At 67.8% G+C, this 14,649-nt stretch carries 14 protein-coding genes and 2 pseudogenes; 7 read left to right on the forward strand and 9 right to left on the reverse strand.

The genetic code is table 11. The features are described from left to right. Positions 1–72: 72 nt before the first annotated feature. On the forward strand, positions 73–2,055 hold the full coding sequence (locus tag ADBZ9K_RS03220; protein WP_526618469.1) for a DUF7064 domain-containing protein: 1,983 nt from the start codon (positions 73–75) through the stop codon (positions 2,053–2,055). On the opposite strand, the gene ADBZ9K_RS03225 is transcribed toward ADBZ9K_RS03220, so the two are convergent. Continuing rightward, complete coding sequence (locus ADBZ9K_RS03225; RefSeq protein ID WP_526618471.1) at positions 2,052–2,939, reverse strand: SCO6745 family protein; 888 nt, start codon at positions 2,937–2,939, stop codon at positions 2,052–2,054. The genes ADBZ9K_RS03220 and ADBZ9K_RS03225 overlap by 4 nt on opposite strands. Positions 2,940–2,980: 41 nt before the next feature. On the opposite strand from ADBZ9K_RS03225, the gene ADBZ9K_RS03230 reads away from it, so the two are divergent. Both ADBZ9K_RS03230 and ADBZ9K_RS03235 read left to right on the forward strand, forming a co-directional pair. Next, positions 2,981–3,772 (forward strand): DUF4333 domain-containing protein, encoded by a 792-nt coding sequence (locus tag ADBZ9K_RS03230; protein ID WP_526618472.1) that lies wholly within the window; start codon positions 2,981–2,983, stop codon positions 3,770–3,772. A 661-nt stretch (positions 3,773–4,433) separates the two neighbouring features. Then, a pseudogene (locus ADBZ9K_RS03235) lies at positions 4,434–4,715 on the forward strand (DUF2889 domain-containing protein); the annotation flags it as partial. Between the two features lie 96 nt (positions 4,716–4,811). Here the strand turns inward: ADBZ9K_RS03235 and ADBZ9K_RS03240 are convergent. Beyond that, positions 4,812–5,516, reverse strand: a complete 705-nt coding sequence (locus tag ADBZ9K_RS03240) for a FadR/GntR family transcriptional regulator (protein ID WP_526620689.1) — start codon at positions 5,514–5,516, stop codon at positions 4,812–4,814. Positions 5,517–5,654: 138 nt separating this feature from the next. Between ADBZ9K_RS03240 and ADBZ9K_RS03245 the strand changes: the two genes are divergently transcribed. Together ADBZ9K_RS03245 and ADBZ9K_RS03250 are read left to right on the forward strand one after the other, a co-directional pair. Further along, complete coding sequence (locus ADBZ9K_RS03245) at positions 5,655–6,155, forward strand: gluconokinase (RefSeq protein WP_526618474.1); 501 nt, start codon at positions 5,655–5,657, stop codon at positions 6,153–6,155. Beyond that, entirely contained in the window at positions 6,152–7,588 is a 1,437-nt protein-coding gene (locus ADBZ9K_RS03250; protein ID WP_526618475.1) for a GntP family permease, read from the forward strand. Before ADBZ9K_RS03245 ends, ADBZ9K_RS03250 begins: the two co-directional genes overlap by 4 nt. A gap of 8 nt (positions 7,589–7,596) precedes the next feature. On the opposite strand, the gene ADBZ9K_RS03255 is transcribed toward ADBZ9K_RS03250, so the two are convergent. From ADBZ9K_RS03255 to ADBZ9K_RS03270, 4 genes and pseudogenes are all read right to left on the reverse strand, one after another. After that, complete coding sequence (locus ADBZ9K_RS03255; RefSeq protein ID WP_526618477.1) at positions 7,597–8,136, reverse strand: RDD family protein; 540 nt, start codon at positions 8,134–8,136, stop codon at positions 7,597–7,599. 88 nt (positions 8,137–8,224) lie between these two features. Then, the gene (locus ADBZ9K_RS03260; RefSeq protein WP_526618478.1) at positions 8,225–9,109 is read right to left on the reverse strand and encodes a DoxX family membrane protein; all 885 of its coding nucleotides are present in this window, start codon (positions 9,107–9,109) and stop codon (positions 8,225–8,227) included. A gap of 51 nt (positions 9,110–9,160) precedes the next feature. Next, positions 9,161–9,322 (reverse strand): annotated as a pseudogene (locus ADBZ9K_RS03265) (DUF6328 family protein); the annotation flags it as partial. Positions 9,323–9,328: 6 nt separating this feature from the next. Next, on the reverse strand, positions 9,329–9,901 hold the full coding sequence (locus ADBZ9K_RS03270) for a TetR/AcrR family transcriptional regulator (RefSeq protein ID WP_526618479.1): 573 nt from the start codon (positions 9,899–9,901) through the stop codon (positions 9,329–9,331). Between the two features lie 82 nt (positions 9,902–9,983). Here ADBZ9K_RS03270 and ADBZ9K_RS03275 point away from each other — a divergent pair, with 82 nt between their 5' ends. Next, the gene (locus ADBZ9K_RS03275; protein ID WP_526618480.1) at positions 9,984–10,643 is read left to right on the forward strand and encodes a class I SAM-dependent methyltransferase; all 660 of its coding nucleotides are present in this window, start codon (positions 9,984–9,986) and stop codon (positions 10,641–10,643) included. 34 nt (positions 10,644–10,677) lie between these two features. Here the strand turns inward: ADBZ9K_RS03275 and mmpH are convergent, their stop codons facing one another. The 3 genes from mmpH to manT are packed head-to-tail and all read right to left on the reverse strand — an operon-like array spanning position 10,678 to position 13,734. Continuing rightward, complete coding sequence (gene mmpH, locus ADBZ9K_RS03280; RefSeq protein WP_526618481.1) at positions 10,678–11,754, reverse strand: MMP endo-(1,4)-3-O-methyl-alpha-D-mannosidase; 1,077 nt, start codon at positions 11,752–11,754, stop codon at positions 10,678–10,680. Next, positions 11,738–12,469, reverse strand: a complete 732-nt coding sequence (locus tag ADBZ9K_RS03285) for a class I SAM-dependent methyltransferase (protein ID WP_526618483.1) — start codon at positions 12,467–12,469, stop codon at positions 11,738–11,740. The genes mmpH and ADBZ9K_RS03285 overlap by 17 nt, the downstream gene beginning before the upstream one ends. Next, on the reverse strand, positions 12,463–13,734 hold the full coding sequence (gene manT / locus ADBZ9K_RS03290) for an MMP alpha-(1->4)-mannosyltransferase (RefSeq protein ID WP_526618484.1): 1,272 nt from the start codon (positions 13,732–13,734) through the stop codon (positions 12,463–12,465). The genes ADBZ9K_RS03285 and manT overlap by 7 nt, the downstream gene beginning before the upstream one ends. A 189-nt stretch (positions 13,735–13,923) precedes the next feature. Between manT and ADBZ9K_RS03295 the strand changes: the two genes are divergently transcribed. Then, a complete protein-coding gene (locus ADBZ9K_RS03295) occupies positions 13,924–14,649 on the forward strand; it encodes an MBL fold metallo-hydrolase (protein WP_526618485.1) in 726 nt (241 codons plus the stop codon).

Below are 14,649 nucleotides of genomic sequence, written 5' to 3' on the forward strand. Positions count from 1 at the left end.
CAAGTTGACAGCCGTCAAACAGTCCCCGGAAAACCCATCGGCGATCGGCCGCGGTGGCCTAGGTTTGGTCGCGTGCAGACCAACGACATCGTCATCGAACGGCCCAGCGATCTGACCGCACAATGGCTGACTGCCGCGATCGGCGCGGGTGACGTCGCCGACTTCACCACCGAGCGGATCGGCACCGGCCAGATGAGCGAGTGCTATCGGATCGGACTGACCTACCGCGAGGGCGACGGACCCGCTTCGGTCGTGCTCAAGGTCGCCGCCACCGACCCGATGAGCCGGCAGACCGGGCAGGCGCTGGGGCTCTACGAGCGGGAAGTGAAGTTCTACACCGACGTGGCACCCCGGCTGGGCGGCCCGATCGCCCAGTGTTACCACGCGTCCTACGATCCGGAGACCGGCATCTTCGCGCTCCTGCTCGACGACGCCGCCCCCGCCGAGGTCGGCGACGAGATCCGCGGAGCCTCCATCGGTGATGCCGTCCTGGCGCTGACCGAACTCGGACGCCTGCATGCGCCGGTGATCGGCAGCCACACCCTGGCCGAGGCGGAGTGGCTCAACCGCGACGCCCCGCTGAACCAGGCGATGATCGGTCAGCTGTTCGCCGCCTTCGCCGACCGCTACGGCGACGCGATCACCCCCGAGCAGAGGCTGGTGTGCGAGCGCTTTGTGAACAGCTTCGACGCCTACGTGATCGCCGAGGGCGCCGATCCGATCAAGGGTCTGGTGCACGGCGACTACCGGCTGGACAACATGCTGTTCGGACGGCCCGGTTCGCGGCGCGACCTCACCGTGGTCGACTGGCAGACCGTCACGTGGGGCCCGGCGATGACCGACGTGGCGTACTTCATCGGGTGCGCGTTGCCGGTCGAGGACCGCAGGGCCAACTACGAGCGGCTGCTGGGTGCGTATCACCAAGGGCTGGGCCCGAATCCGCCGATCAACCTCGACGATGTCCGCGACGGCGTCCGGCGCCAGAGCTTCGCGGGCGTGATGATGGCCGTGGTGTCGGCGATGCTCGTCGAACGCACCGAACGCGGTGACCAGATGTTCTTGACCATGCTCGAGCGGCACAGCAGCCATGTGCTCGACACGGGCGCCTTGGAGGTCCTCCCCGATCCGTCCACCCCGCCGGCCCTGACCCCCGACCCGGTCGACGAGGGCCCCCATCAGCCTGGCGACGAGCCGCTGTGGAACGAGAGCTGGTACTGGGATTTCGCCGATCCGCGGCAGAATGTCGGCGGCTGGATCCGGCTGGGCCTGGTGCCCAACCAGAAGGTGGCATGGATCAACGCCCTGGTGTGCGGCCCGGACATGCCGACCGTTGCACTGCTCGACTTCGAGGCGCCGCTGCCGGCCGACCCTGCCGTGGTGCACGGCGATGGCGCCGAAATGCGCCACGGGGCAGTCACTCCGCTGCAGTCCTACCGGGTTGAGGTCCGTGGCTCCGCCCAGGAGTACGACGATCCGTCGGCGCTGTTGCGCGGTGAACCGGGACGTCCCGTCGACCTGGAGATGGACCTGACCTGGACGACGGCGGGCACCCCGTACGCCTACCGGATCACCACCCGCTACGAGATCCCTTGCACGATCACCGGAACCGTCACCATCGCTGGGCGCAGCTACCAGTTCGAGTCGGTTCCCGGTCAACGGGACCACTCCCACGGCGTGCGGGACTGGTGGAGCATGGACTGGGTCTGGAGTGCGCTGCATCTCGACGATGGCACCCATCTGCATGGCGTCGACCTGCGCATCCCGGGGATGTCGCCGGTCAGCGTGGGCTATCTGCAGCGTCAGGGCGAGTTCGTCGTCGAGACGACGTCGGTCACCGCGCAGGCATCGTTCGCCGACAACGGGTTACCGCTGTCGACGACCATCGACTACGAGCCAGGTCCGGTCCAGACCACCATCGACGTCCGGGGTCATGCGCCGGTGCGACTGGTCGGGCCGGACGGCCGGATCAGCCAGTTCCCGCGGGCCTGGGTTTCCGTCGAGACCGCGGACGGTCGCCACGGAGTCGGCTGGGTGGAGTGGAATCGCAACCTCTAGAGGCGCGCGGAGTTGTCGTCGAGTTCATCGCGGCGCAGGGCCATCGGTGTCGCGGCCGGGATGTCACCGCCGGCGATGACCCGGCGGGTGATCGGCGTCAGCGCGGCGAAGAGCCGCTCCACCGCGGTGTCGCCCAGCGCACGCAAGCCGCCCAGCGCGAGGGTGTCGGTGCGCAGCTCGACGTGGTGCTTGAGAGCGCGGCCCTCATCGGTGAGAGTGCTTGCAGCCGTGAGTAATCCGCGCTCGGCGAGCGCCGCGACGCAGGCGTCCCATTCCTCGTCGGAGTAGTCACGGCTGCGTTTGATGAAGTCGGCCGGCACCGCTCCAGCGGCGCAGTGAAAGACGTTGGACTCCCGCCCGCTGATGCCTTCGCTCACCAGCACCGCCACATGGCCGTCCCCGCGGTGCTCGCGCAGCAGCGTGGCGGCGTGCCACAGCGCGGCCAATGGGGTGTCGGGCCAGGGCAATGCCAGGTTCGCCGCGAATAGCGGGCGGCCGTCGGATGGCGCACCCCGAGCGGCGAGCCCGGCCAGGTCGGCGGCCTGCCCGACGCCCGGGGTGTCGTCGGTCAAGCCGTAGCCACGCAGCGCGGCGACCGCCGTGTCAGCGCGTACCCGCACCATGTCGGCGGGTGCGGCGATATCCCAGATCGCCGGTACGGCCTTGGCCACCCGCTCGGCGGAGAAGTTGTAGAAGATGGCGGTCACCACCTCGGCGGGCAGCTGTCCAAGGGGCGCCGAGCGGGCGGCGAAATAGCCGCGCCAGAATCCGACGAATCCCATGGCGTCCAACGCGGTTCGTACCCCGGGGGCGAAGTAGGTGACGGCGTGCACCGGCTCGAAGCGGTCGAAGAAGCGCCGGGCCAACAGAGGTGTCCTGCTCACTCCTGCAGTCAACCACTTCTCGCTTGGTATCTTGCTCGCGGATGCGGCCGGACTGCCCGGGCGGCGACGAGTTCTTGGAGGTCATGGTGCGACTGATGGTTCTGGGCGCCGCGGTGGTGGCGGTCGGTCTCGCCGGTACCGCGTTGAGCGGCTGTTCGGTCAACGTCAGCACCGGCGGGCCGCCGGTGGTGTCCAAGACCGACCTGGAGAAGGAGATCTTGGCCCGGCTGGAGAAGGCGGGCCAGAAGCCGCAGACAGTGACCTGCAAGGACGACCTCCAGGGAGAGGTCGGCAAGAGCACGCGCTGCGAGCTGGTACTGAGCAGCACCAATCGTCTCGAGCCCGTCGTGACGGTCACCAAGGTCGACGGGTCGACGGTCAGTTACGACATGACACCGGCGGTGTCCAAAGAGCAACTCGACAAGGCGGTCTCGAATCTGCTGTCCGAGCCCTCCGGCCCGGCGGTGGACTCGGTGAACTGCGAGTCCGGCCTGGACGGCAAGCCGGGTGCCGAAGCCCATTGCGAGGTGACGGCGGGTGGCATCACCCTCAAACGCACCGTCGAGGTGACCAACGTCGACGGCCTGTTGATGAATTTCATCGTCCTGCCTGTGCTGGCCAAGGACCAGGTCGAGAACTCGTTGCTCGATCAGCTGGCGACCCAGGTGGGACAGCGGCCAGACTCCGCGGACTGCTCGGACAACCTGGAGGGCAAGACGGGCACCACCATCGAGTGCACCGTCGTGGCCGGCGAGCAGAGCCAGGACTTCACCTTGACGGTCACCGAGGTGAACGGCGATCAGGTCAATTTCAGCTACGCACCAACGGCCTGACGGGGCCGGGCCGATGCCGCCGACCGAACTCGGAACGCCGGGTTTCTCGCTGCACCCCTTGCACGGGCCGCACGAGCCGACCCGGGTCACCCCGGCGCGGCGGCCCGGGTCGGCGCGCCGGACGACCTCGATGGACATCATCAGAATCCCGGGTCAGCCGGACCCGGTGCAGCTGATCGGGCGGGGCCGCGACCTGGTCACCGGGGCGGACGGCGCGTCCCGGGTGACCGGCACCGCTGCCTTGGCCGCCACGGTCGAGATGATGTCGCAGCGAGTGCGCCACATCGAGGTCGATCCGCCGATCTCCGCGGTCGGCGACCTGATCGGGGCCCCACCGATGGGCGGCTTCCGGGCGGTTGTCGATGCCGCTATGCCGGACTTGCACCGAGTCAGCGATCTCAGCTACACCCTGCTCGACGACGTGCCCGGTTGCACCCTGATCTCCGGGCATGCCCTCGGTGCGTCCGGTGACATCGACGGGGTGCGTACCGGGTACCTCCCGCGCGCCGACCAGTGTGCCGGATTCGTCAGCGGTGGGTTGCTGATGACGTCGTTCGAGTCCGGTGATCCCGCGATCGTTACCGGGCCTTCAGCCCCTGACCTCGCCGACGCCGACGATCCCGACGCCTGGCATGCCGTCGGTGAACTCCCGCTGCACGGGATGCGCCGCGCTCGCCGCATCGATGTGTCGGGCGGTCCCGGGGACACCGCGATCGAGATCGATGCGATGTTCCGGGACAGCTACGTGCGCGCAGATGGTGTCACGACGATCATCCACGAGTACACGTTGCTGGCGACGGTCGAGCGGGGCACCGGGCTGATCCTGCGGGCCGAGGCGACGCCGCGGGTTCTGCCGTGGCAGGAGTGTCCCGGTGCGGTCGACTCCGGGCGTCGCATGGCGGGAATGACGTTGGCGCAGTTGCACTCACGGGTCCGGCGGGAGCTGCGCGGTACGTCGACGTGCACCCATCTCAACGACCTGATGCGCAGCGTTGCCGGTGCGCAGTCATTGATCGCGCTGTTGCAGGGCCCGTGACGATCAGGGGGCAGGGCGGGCCAGATCGCCGGCCAGCGCGGCAGCCGACTCGTCGATGATGGCGCGCATGGCGCGCTCGGCGGCGGCATCGTCGCGCAGCCGTACCGCCCGCGCCACCTCGTCGTGCAGCTCGATCGCGGCGGGGTTCGGCTGGGCGGGCATCATGCCGTGGTGAGTGCGTCCGGCGAGCACTTCGGCGACCACCTCGTAGAGTGCCCGAAACATCTCATTACCACTGGCCTCCAGTAGCGTGCGATGAAATACCTTGTCCGCCAACAGGTATGCTTCCAGATCTCCAGAGCGGCCATGGACCACCATGTCGGACACGGCGGCCGCCAGGATCCGGCAGTGGTGCGGGTCGGCCCGTCGCGCGGCCAGGGCCGCCGCTGCCGGTTCCACGCCACGCCGCAGCTCGGAGAGTGAAAGTAGTTGTGCCGCACGGTCGCCGACGTCCAGCCGCCACCGGATCACCCGCGGGTCGAACACATTCCAGTTGGTCGCCGGCTGGATCGTGATGCCGACCCGCCGACGGGGGGCGACCATGCCCATGGACTCCAGCACCCGGATCGCCTCGCGGGCTACCGACCGTGACACACCATGCTCTGCGCTGACGCTCTCGAGGGTCAGTACGTGCCCCGGCTCGTAGCGCCCGGAGACGATCGCGGAGCCGAGTCCGGTCAGCACACTGCTGTGCAGCTCGCTGACCATTGACTCCGAACTCACGCATACATGGTGTCATAGCCGGCACCAACAGGTCTTAGATCAGATCAATATCATGGTGGGTTGCAAACGTATGATCATTATTGCATTCTGTGTGATACGCCGCACAGGAGGGTAGACGCAGGCATGACTTCACCCATCGTCGTCATGGGAGTGTCCGGATCGGGCAAATCGACCGTGGGCTCGGCGCTGGCGCAGCGGCTCCGGGTGCCATTCGCCGACGCCGACGACCTTCATCCGGCCGCCAATATCGCGAAGATGACGGCCGGGCACGCGCTCGACGACGAGGACCGTTACCCCTGGCTGGAGGCGATCGGTGACTGGCTCGCGCAGCACCCTGACGGCGCCGTGATCAGCTGCTCGGCGCTGAAGCGTAAGTATCGGGATCAGCTGCGTCAGCACTGCGCGGGCCTGAGGTTCCTGCACCTGAGCGGGTCCCCCGAGGTAATTCAGCGCAGGCAGGCCAGCAGGCCCGGGCACTTCATGCCGGCATCACTGCTCTCCTCGCAGTTCGAGACCCTCGAACCGCTCGATGTCGACGAGGACGGCATCAGCATCGACGTCGACCAGAGCATCGATTCAATCGTGGACAGCTACATGTCCCGCACGACAGGAGTGATCGGATGAACCTGCCCAGCACCCTACTGGCCGACGCGCCCGAGCTCGCCGCCCCGGTGGCGTCGGGCTGGCAGCTGATCATCGCGTTCCTGGCCGGCATCGCGGTGATCGTCGTCCTGATCACGGTGGCCCACCTGCATCCCTTCCTCGCCCTGATCTTCGGGGCCCTGACGGTGGGGATCGTGGCGGGGGAGAACCTGGAGAAGGTACTGAAATCGTTCTCCGACGGGTTCGGATCCACCGCTGCGGGGGTGGGCATCCTGATCGCGCTCGGGGCGATGTTCGCCAAGCTGCTGGCCGACTCCGGCGGCGCCGACGAGATCGTGGACACCATCGTCGGCCACGCCTCGCCGCGGGCCCTGCCGTGGGCGATGGCGCTGGTGGGAGCGATCATCGGCCTGCCGATGTTCTTCGAGATCGGTCTGGTGCTGCTGATGCCCGTCATCTATCTGGTGTCGCGGCGCTCGCAACTGTCCCTGATCACGGTCGGTATCCCGGCCCTTGCCGGACTTTCCGCGATGCACGGTTTCGTGCCGCCGCACCCGGGCCCGTTGACGGCGATCAACCTGCTCGGCGCGGACCTGGGCCTGACGCTGGCTCTCGGTGTGGCCGTGGCAATCCCGACGATCATCGTCGCGGGCCCGCTGTTCGGGAAGCTGGCCGGTCGCTGGGTTGTCGTGGACGCACCGGACACCTTTGCCCGCGACGAGTTCGCCGTGCGCGGTGAGGGTCCCGGCGCCGCGGTGGCGACCGGCAAGGAATCGCAGCTGCGCCGGCCGTCGTTCGGCATGACGATGTTCAGCGTGCTGCTGCCGGTGGCGCTGATGCTCGGCAAGGCGCTCGTCGACATCTTCATCGATGACAAGGACCAGTGGTTCCGAGTCACTTTCGACGTGCTCGGCACCCCGCTGGTGGCGCTGCTGATTGCGGTCATCGTCGGCATCTTCACCCTGGGCCTCGGTGCAGGGATGTCCCGGGCGCAGGTGACCACGTGCGTGGAGGCGGGGCTGCCCCCGGTGGCCGGCATCATCCTGATCGTCGCCGCCGGTGGCGGTTTCAAGCAGGTGCTCGTCGACAGCGGTATCGGCACCCTGCTGGCCGAGTGGGCCAAGGACGTCAACATGTCGGTGATCCTGCTCGCGTGGGTACTCGCCGTGCTGATCCGGCTCGCGACCGGCTCGGCGACGGTGGCAACCATCACCGCCTCCGCACTGATACTCGGGCTGGTGGAAGGCCTCGGTAGCAGTCAGGTGTCGCTGGTGGTGCTCGCCGTCGGCGCCGGTTCGCTGTTCTTCTCCCACGTCAACGACGCCGGATTCTGGTTGGTCAACCAGTACTTCCGGATCAGCGTGGGGCAGACCATCAAAACCTGGTCACTGATGGAGACGGTGTTGTCGGTGACCGGCCTGGTGGTTGTGCTGCTGCTCAGCCTGGTGGTCTGAGCGGGCGCTCAGCCCTTGAGTACCTGCGTGCCGCCGGCCAACTCATCGTGCTTGCCCTGCTTGGTCGGGCTGTTGTTGATCGTCACCGCGATCACGATGTAGGCGATGAAGGCCAGCAGACCGCCGATGTAGGGAACGATCGACAACAGGGTGAACGAGTTGCGGATCGCCGATTGTTGCACGGTCGGCTTCGGTGCGCCGCCCGGTCCGTGCACGCTGAGCCCGAGCAGCTTCTTGGCCGGTGTCCAGCCCTGCGTCACCTCGAACGCGACGAAGTAGATGAAGGTCAGCACGCCCGAAAACAGGCCGGTGACAAGGATATTGCTCGTCGCATGGAAGATCAGTGCGAGCAGGAATGCGACGATGCCGACGAGAATGCCGTCGATGAGCCGTGCGGCGAAACGCAGCCCCAGCCCACCCGGCTGCGCGTACGGCGCCGGTGGCGGGTAGCCACCGTAACCCGGCTGACCATACGGGTTGGGCGGCGGTGGTGGCGGATACCCCCCGGGCGGTCCGTAGGCGTTGGGATCGTAGTCACCCGTGGTCATCGATCGCTCCTCCCGCTGGCTCGGTCTGGCCCAATCTACCCCGAGGGGCGCAGTGGGCAGTGGCTTCGCCGCGGCGCGATCCGAAGGCTCAGTGCTTGGCTAACTTCGTGGCCTTCTTTGTTGCCTTCTTGTTGGCCTTCTTGGCGCGGGAACGGGTGGTCTCGACGATGTCTCCGCCTTGATCCCTGGCCGCCTCCGCCAACTCGGCGCCGCGTTCGCGGGCGACGTCGGCCAATTCGGCGCCGCGTTCGCGGGCGACGTCGGCGAATTCGGCGCCGCGTTCGCGGGCGACGTCGGCCAATTCGGCGCCGCGTTCGCGGGCGATATCGGCGATGACCGCACCTCGTTTGCGCGCGGTCTCCAGGAGCGGAGCGGTTCGCTCGCCGGCGACCAGTGCCAGCTCGCGGCCACGTTCGGCGCCGACGTGCAGTCCGTGGCCCACTTTGGGCCCCACCTTGTCCAGAATGTCGCTGTCCAGCAGGCCCGAACTCGATCCCGACAAATTCGAGGAAACGGCCTCGGTGACCTTGCGGGCCGCCCGGCGCCCGCGCCAGCCCAGGGACGGCTTGCCCGCGGTGTCAGCCGAGGCGATGATCAGCCCTCCCAGCAGGCTCAGGTCGGTCAGGAACTCGCGGCGCTTCTGAGCCTTGAGGTGCTGGTCGGTCTCGGCCCAGAACATGTGCGCGCCGAGGTTGGCCGGAATCACCGTGAACGCCAACGCGGCCGACGCCAGGCGGGGCAGCCGCCCCGAGGCCAGTAGTAGTCCGCCGCCGATCTGCACCGCCGCGTTGACCCGAGCGAAGGTCTCGGGGTCGCTGGGCACGTTCGAGCCGATCGGCTCGGGCAGTTTCTGCAGACCCTCGAGGGTGGGAAGGGCGGCTTCGGCGGCCGGCTTGGGACTTCTGAGCGCGTCGAACCCCTGGCCGATGAACACCGCAGCCAGCATGGGTCGCGCAACTCTGCGAATCAACATGGCCGCGGTGTTCCCAGCCAGGTTGTCAGTCAAACCCTGGCGCTATGACCCCAGGCGGCGCAGCGCCAGCGCCACCAACAAAACGGTGGCCGTCAGCGAGCAGGCCACGGTCGCCAGGTACACGATGCGGACGCCGGAACTCAGCAGCGCGAAACGATCCTGGAACGGCAGCGTCAGCAAGAACCCTGCCGCCGTACGGAAACCCCTGGCGACGGATCCTCAGGTCAGCAGCAGCCGAGCCGAGGCCTCCAGCCGGGAGGCGATCTCGGTGTAGGAGGCATACCCCATACCGGCTCGCACCAGGGCCCCGGCGTAGAGCTGTTCGAGTGACTCGATGACCTCGGAATCGGATTGCGTCCCAAGGGCTGAGCACAGCCGCTGATGAATCTCACGGCCGATGCGGAACCGCAGGTGCTCCACGTCGGGGTCCTTGCCGAGCAACGCGGTGGTGACCGCCCCGGCCAACTCCGGCTCGTCGGCGACCAGCAGGGCGATGTTGCGCAGCACACCGACCACCCGCTCGACCGGGTCGGGGGAGTTGTCGGGAGGAGCGGGGCTCGAGGCCAGCCGGCGCCAGAACACCTCGGCGACCAGATGCTCCTTGGACGAGAAGTACGTGTAGGCCGTTGCCGCACCCACGCCGGCTTCGGCGGCGACCATCCGGATCGTCAAGCCGGAGAAGCCTGCCCGGCTGAGCACGTCGACGGCGGCTCGGCCCAAGCGGTCCACCGTGTCGGCCTGCTTGGCTGTCAACCGGCGTCGCGTGGATTCCCGAGCTACCGGATCAGACACATGTCCGGACGCTACTACAACGCATCTGGGGCGACAAGGTGCGCGCTGGCCATCGACCATGCCGACGGGCTAGGTTCGGAGGATGAGCCAGCCCGACACCGCCCTTGCCGCGCAAACTTCCAGACTGTTCGATCTCGCTGACCGCGTCGTGGGTTTCATGCCTGCCGACGAGGGGCGCGCACTCCACGACGCGGCCGTCCGCTACCTGGACCACGGCGTGGCCGTCGAAATCGGCACGTACTGCGGTAAGTCGACGGTGTTGCTCGGCGCGGCGGCGGCAGCAACCGACAGCGTGCTCTACACGATCGACCACCACCATGGATCCGAGGAGCATCAGCAGGGCTGGGAGTTCCACGATACGACCATGGTTGACCCGGTCAGTGGCCGATTCGACACCCTGCCGACGTTCCGCCGGACCCTGGACGCGGCAGACCTCGACGACACCATCGTCGCAGTGGTGGGTAAGTCGACGGTGGTCGCCCGCGGTTGGCGAACGCCCCTGCAGCTGTTGTTCATCGACGGCGGACACAGCGAGAGCGCGGCGCAGCAGGACTACGACGGATGGGTCAAGTGGGTGGCGGTCGGTGGGACGCTGATCATTCACGACGTGTTCCCCGACCCTCGGGACGGCGGCCGGCCGCCCTACAACATCTATTGCCGTGCACTGGATTCCGGCGATTTCACCGAGGTGGGTGCCACGGGATCGCTGCGGGTGTTGGAGCGGGTCGAGCGAAGCGACTAGGGGATGACGCCCGGCCGGTGGGGGGAGCAGCCGATCAGCGCCTGACGCATTCACAGTCGTAGTCGCCTTCCAGGCCGCGGGGCAGTTCGGCCGCGCGGAAGATCCCGCTGCCGCCGGTGGTCGCCGACAGTGCGTCGGCGGCCAGGATGACCGCCGCGCCGGTCCAGGTGGTGCGTTCGACCGGCCAGCGCTTGCCGTCGGAGAACACCAGGCCTGTCCAGTAGGAGCCGTCTTCCTCCCGCAGGTGCTGCATCGCGGCGAACTGTGCGCGCGCCCGGTGCCGGTCGCCCATCGCGTCGAGGGCCAGGACCAGTTCGCAGGTTTCGGCTCCGGTCACCCACGGTCGGTCGTTGACGCAGCGGATGCCCAGCCCGTCGACCACGAATTCGTCCCAGCGAGCGGCGATCCGGGCGGATGCCCCCGGGCCTCGTAGCGCCCCACCGAGGATCGGGTAGTACCAGTCCATCGAATGGTGCGGCTTCTCGGTGAAGGCGTCGGGGTGCTCGGCGATCGCGTGGCCGAGCCGGCCCAGTGCGACTTCCCATTCGGGCTGGGGGTCGTCGAGATGGTCGGCAAGGGCCAGCGCGCAGCGGATGCTGTGGTACACACTGGCGCTTCCGGTCAACAGAGCCTCGGCAAGCACCCCGGCTGGGCTATGCGCCCAATAGATCTCGCCGGTGCCGGCCTGTAGGCCCAGCACGAAGTCGATCGCGGCCCGCACGGTTGGCCACATGTGCTCGGCGAATCGCCGATCGCCGGTCACCAGTACGTGATGCCACACGCCGGTGGCGATGTAGGCGCAGAAGTTGCTGTCACTGTTGGGATCTTCGATGACACCGCGCCGGTACTGGATGGGCCAGGATCCGTCGGAACGCTGTTGACGGCGGCACCATTCGTACGCGGCACGGGCGGGTTCGAGTAGTCCGGCCGCGGTCAGCGCCATGGCGCACTCGACGTGGTCCCAGACGTCGGTGTGGCCGGTGTCCGACCACGGGATCTCGCCGGAGGATTCCTGCACGGCAGCAATGGATTCCGCCGTCTGGCGGCACTGCTGCGGGGTGAGGATGCCGGCGACGCCCGGGACGCCCTCGAGATCAGCGGGGCGCGGCATTCGAGATCGGCTTCTCGAAGTAGAGGGCAACACTCTTGCCGACCAGCGGGTTGAGTGCGGCCTCGGTCACCCGGGTCAGCGCTGGTCGAGACATCATGTCCCACACCAGCAGCTGGTGATACGCCTTGACGGCGGGATGGTCCGGTTTATCCACGCCGACAGCACATTTCAGCCACCAGAACGGCGCATGCAGCGCGTGGGCGTGGTGCGTATGGGTGAAGGTGAGTCCGCCGCGAACAAGTTTGGCGCGCAGTTGGTCGGCCTTGTAGATCCGGATGTGGCCGCCTTCGTTGGCGTGGTATTCGTCGGACAGCAGCCAGCAGACCCGCTCCGGCAGCCAGCGGGGAACCGTGACGGCCAGCTTCCCGCCGGGCTTGAGAACCCGGATCAGCTCGGCGATCGCGGCGTCGTCGTCGGGGATGTGTTCGAGTATCTCCGAGGCGATCACGCAGTCGAATGTGTCGTCGGGATAGGGCAGTGCCAGCGCGTCGCCCACCACTACCTGTGCCTTGGCCGATTCGGGTGCCTCGCCGGCCTCGCCCATGGCCTGCAGCAGGGTGTCCACGTCGGCCAGTTCGGCGGCATCCTGGTCGAAGGCGATGACGTCGGCTCCGCGCCGGTACGCCTCGAAGCTGTGCCGCCCGGCGCCGCAGCCGACGTCGATGACCTTCTTGCCGGGACCGACCTCGAGCCGGTCGTAGTCGACGGTCAGCATGGTTCGTCCACCGCCTCGGCCGTCGTGGTCATCCGCCCGGACCGCGCGATGGCCTGCTCGTAGACCCGCACCGTCTGGGCGGCCACCGACTCCCAGCTGAACACGTCGAGCGCGCGCCGCCGGCCCGCGGCGCCGAGCCACTGGCGGCGTTCGGGGGAGTCCAGCTGCCTGCCGAGCGCTTCGATCAGTTCGGCGACGTCACCGGGGCTCACCAGGTCCGCGCATTCGCCGTCGGGGCCGAGCACCTCGGGCAGCGCACCAGCCCGGCTGGCCACGATGGGCGTACCGCTGGCCATTGCCTCCACGGCGGGCAGTGAGAAGCCTTCGTAGAGCGAGGGAATGCAGGCGATTTCCGCGGAGGCGAACAACCGGGCCAGCTCGTCGTCGGTCAATCCGTGCGAGGTGTGCACGATGTCGCTGATACCCAGCTCGGCGATGAGCTTCTCGGTCGGGCCGTTCGGCTCGAGCTTGGCCACCAGCTGTAACTCCAGTTCGTGGGTGGCACGCAACTTGGCCACGGCGTTCAGCAGGTGTCCGATGCCCTTGAGCGGCCGGTCGGCACTGGAGATCGCGATGATGCGGCCGGGCACCCGCGGCTGGTCGGACGGCTTGAACAGCTCGGTGTCGACGCCCAGCGGCACGACGCGCAGCTGACTCGGGCTCACGCCGAAATCGTCGGCGATATCGGTGGCCGACGACGACGACACGGTCAGCAGGTCGGGAATCTTGCGAGCAACCCGCTTCTGCATCTGTGCAAAGCCATACCATCTGTGCACCAACGGCTTTCGCCACCATTTGGCCGCGGCGAGGTCCAGCACGCGATCACGGGTGATCGGGTGGTGCACGGTCGCCACGACGGGCAGACCTGTCTGGGCGATCCTGAGGAGTCCGGTTCCCAGGCATTGGTTGTCGTGCACGACGTCGAACTCGTCGCGGCGCTGCCCCAGCAGGCGCGCGGCACGCAGACTGAAGGTGCGCGGCTCGGGGAATCCGGAGGTCCACATGGTCGCCAGTTCCAGCACGTCGATCTGGTCGCGGATCTCGCTGGGCCGAGGCACCCGGAACGGATCGGGTTCGCGGTACAGGTCGAGGCTGGGCACCTCGGTCAGTCGGACCCGGGGGTCGAGCAGCTCCGGGTAGGGCTGGCCGGAAAACACCTCGACGTCGTGGCCCAGTTCCACCAGCCCGCGGCTGAGGTGTCGAACGTAGACGCCCTGCCCGCCACAGTGGGTCTTGCTGCGGTAGGACAGCAACGCAATACGCATACTCACACTCCTGGAATGTCCATGACCGAGGCGGCCGACTGAGCCGCTGGGCTCGCGTATGTCATCGTGGAAGTACCCGAACGGTGGCGGCGAGCTGTCTGGACATGTGTCTGGACTATAATTCGATTAGCTACACAGTGCAACGTAAGTACCCATCCGCGCCGCTGGACATGGACTATTTTCGCGGTGATGCACTATCACTGGGAAGCGCTGTCCGACGGTGTTCACCGCTGTCGGTTGCCGTTCCTCGACGTCACTGTCGGACTGGTCGTTGGGACCCGTGGAGTCCTGTTGATCGATTGCGGCACAACGCTTCTCGAAGCGGGCAACATTGCCGATGATGTGTCTGTGCTAGCCGGTGGGGTGGTCACCCACGTGGTGCTGACCCATCACCACTTCGACCACATACTGGGCTCGGCGGGCTTCGGTAAGGCCCAGATCTACGCACCGGCCGCGGTCGCCACCGCGCTGACCACGCACACCGGTGAGGTTCGCGCGCACGCCCTGGAGTACGGGGCCGACCCGACGCAGGTGGACCGGGCCATCGACGGTGTGCGCGCCCCCGATCACATCGTGACCATCGCCGAGGTCGACCTCGGCAGCCGGGGCGTGCACGTCGAACACCCCGGCCCGGGCCATACCGACCACGATCTCGTTGTCGTGGTCGCGCCCCGCTCGCCGGGGCAATGCACCGTCGTCTTCTGCGGAGACCTGGTCGAGCAGTCCGGCGATCCGGCGATCGATGCGGGCTCGGATGTGCGGAGGTGGCCGTCCGCGTTGGATCGGGTCCTGGACCTGGGCGGGCCCGAGGCGATCTATGTTCCCGGCCACGGCGCGACGGTCGATGCGCACTTTGTGCACGAGCAGCGGGACTGGCTGGCCGCCCGCGGGGGGCGTCCTCCGACCCCGCCCTGA

The organism is Mycobacterium sp. (genome assembly GCF_965229265.1).
Lineage (GTDB): Bacteria > Actinomycetota > Actinomycetes > Mycobacteriales > Mycobacteriaceae > Mycobacterium.

Coding starts and splice junctions, on each gene's coding strand:
- ADBZ9K_RS03230 (WP_526618472.1), top strand. CDS start 2,981: ATGCGGCCGGACTGCCCGGGCGGCGACGAGTTCTTGGAGGTCATGGTG.
- ADBZ9K_RS03240 (WP_526620689.1), bottom strand. CDS start 5,516: ATGGTCAGCGAGCTGCACAGCAGTGTGCTGACCGGACTCGGCTCCGCG.
- ADBZ9K_RS03245 (WP_526618474.1), top strand. CDS start 5,655: ATGACTTCACCCATCGTCGTCATGGGAGTGTCCGGATCGGGCAAATCG.
- ADBZ9K_RS03250 (WP_526618475.1), top strand. CDS start 6,152: ATGAACCTGCCCAGCACCCTACTGGCCGACGCGCCCGAGCTCGCCGCC.
- ADBZ9K_RS03255 (WP_526618477.1), bottom strand. CDS start 8,136: ATGACCACGGGTGACTACGATCCCAACGCCTACGGACCGCCCGGGGGG.
- ADBZ9K_RS03260 (WP_526618478.1), bottom strand. CDS start 9,109: ATGTTGATTCGCAGAGTTGCGCGACCCATGCTGGCTGCGGTGTTCATC.
- ADBZ9K_RS03275 (WP_526618480.1), top strand. CDS start 9,984: ATGAGCCAGCCCGACACCGCCCTTGCCGCGCAAACTTCCAGACTGTTC.
- mmpH (WP_526618481.1), bottom strand. CDS start 11,754: ATGCCGCGCCCCGCTGATCTCGAGGGCGTCCCGGGCGTCGCCGGCATC.
- ADBZ9K_RS03285 (WP_526618483.1), bottom strand. CDS start 12,469: ATGCTGACCGTCGACTACGACCGGCTCGAGGTCGGTCCCGGCAAGAAG.
- manT (WP_526618484.1), bottom strand. CDS start 13,734: ATGCGTATTGCGTTGCTGTCCTACCGCAGCAAGACCCACTGTGGCGGG.
- ADBZ9K_RS03295 (WP_526618485.1), top strand. CDS start 13,924: ATGCACTATCACTGGGAAGCGCTGTCCGACGGTGTTCACCGCTGTCGG.